Annotated in this window: 1 protein-coding gene; it reads right to left on the reverse strand. The window is 44.2% G+C overall.

Features of this window, described 5'->3' with window-relative positions; translation table 11 throughout:
* A partial coding sequence (locus E5987_RS12665) for an IS1634 family transposase (protein ID WP_160336427.1) occupies positions 1-1,748 on the reverse strand: 1,748 nt, incomplete at its 3' end.
* Positions 1,749-1,795 lie beyond the last annotated feature (47 nt).

Genomic DNA, 1,795 nt, shown 5'->3' on the forward strand with positions numbered 1-1,795 from the left:
ATCGTCGCTCTTAGTTTCTTGGGGATTAGGTCCCAGTAAAAAGAGTTTTCTTCGTCAGATTTCCTGCTGGTTACGTCAACAGCTCCCATCATTCTCAGGAAGTCCGGTGTATCGTTCGGCAAGTACTTCGACGATGCGTCCAGCTTCGCTTCGGTTCTCTTTGCTAAGGTAAATCTCATCTTCAGATTCATTAGAAGGATCAGGCTTAAAAATAAAACGAAGACTTTTCCTTCAAGAGCTCTTTCCCGGCAGCGCATTCGACGGCCTGAGCACCGTTCTTTGAGATTGTTGAAGTTTTTTTCGATGATATCTCTCTGTCGATATATTCTGAGAGCTTCATTTGCTGAGCCTACGGTGTTCGAGACAAGAACGAACAGCCCGAGGCTGTGCGCCTTGTTTTCCCATTTCTTCGGACTGTAACTCCATCCCTGAGAGCTCTTTATGAAGAAACGTTTAATTAAATCCTTATCTGAGTCCTTGAGGGCGATTTTCTCTGCAAGTTTGTCTTGAACTTCCTTAATTTGCCTGAGAAGAGACTCATTTTCAGTGGCGGCTCGCGCCGGATCCAAATAGACATGAATGTAAAGAGGCCGCGTTTCCAAATATCCGGTTGCAGGGTCTCTGTAAGACCACGTTGTTGACGAAGTTTTAGCCTGGACGCCAAATTCCTCTAAGAATGTATCAACGCCTCCGAATCGGAGCTGGGGTTCGAAGCTGCTCAGAACAGATTTGCAGTAATTCAGATTAGTCTTAGAGCCACAAATAAATCCTAAATTCTGTTCGTAGAGCCGGTCGAGCAAAGTAGGAGAACTGAAAGCTCTATCCATCACTAAGTTCACCTGAGAGCTTCCTAAATCGGCGGCGTCCGCAAGCATTTGTCTTAAGGCTAATGGATCACTCAGAGAACCCTCCAGCACTTTGTAGTAGAGAGGTTCTCCGGAATATTCCGAGACAATCAACCATAAATTTAATTGAGGCAATTCCGAGTTTTCTTTGCTATAGCCGTAAGCGACTTTGCGGATCGTTTCGGAATAAGACGATATTGATGTCGTATCAAAGCTCCAATAGACGTCTCCTTTAGTCTCCAGCTGCGAGTACAGCAGCCGTTTCCTCAGAAAAGACATTATCTCCGGGTTAGAGACTTGCTCAAAGAGATCAGAAACATGCTGAGAGTCGGTCGGCGTACAGGGAAGCCATGTTTGGGCGCTGTAAATTTCAAACTCAGAAGCAACTGCACCCGGGTCTGCTGCAAAAAATATAGCCAAAGAAAGAAGATAAGCAGCCCTGTCTTTACCGAAAACCGCTTCCAAATCAGCTTGTAAATGGTTTTGCTTAGCAATTTCCCATAAAACATATGAGGCACCGGCCGACAAACGTGTATCTTGATCAAGTTCATCAAGAAAAGCTTTCCTCTGCTCTGCATTTGGAACCAAAGGCGGCAAAGGACATGCGACGCCCCCAAACAATCGAACCTTCCTTCCAACAAGTTTTGCCTTGCAGTCTTTTAAAGCCGGATATTCAGCGAGAAACCTCCTTCCCAACTCAATTGAATCATCTTCCAAAAGTCTTCCAACAGTCTTTTGGAAAACCTTTTCACATTTATTGTTGTTCCAGCGGTTCTTGTAGAAAATCGCATAACGAATCCCATGATTGTTCTTCACGAACACGGGATGTATGAAACCTGTTTCTAAGAAGCACTGTTCCTGAGTTTTGCTATCCATATTTGTAGGGTGATTGGTTTCTTTCATAGGTTATAATTATCGCCTATGAAGTTAAAGAAGTCCATCCATGCATT

This window comes from Parasutterella muris, from assembly GCF_009767915.1.
Lineage (GTDB): Bacteria > Pseudomonadota > Gammaproteobacteria > Burkholderiales > Burkholderiaceae_F > Parasutterella > Parasutterella muris.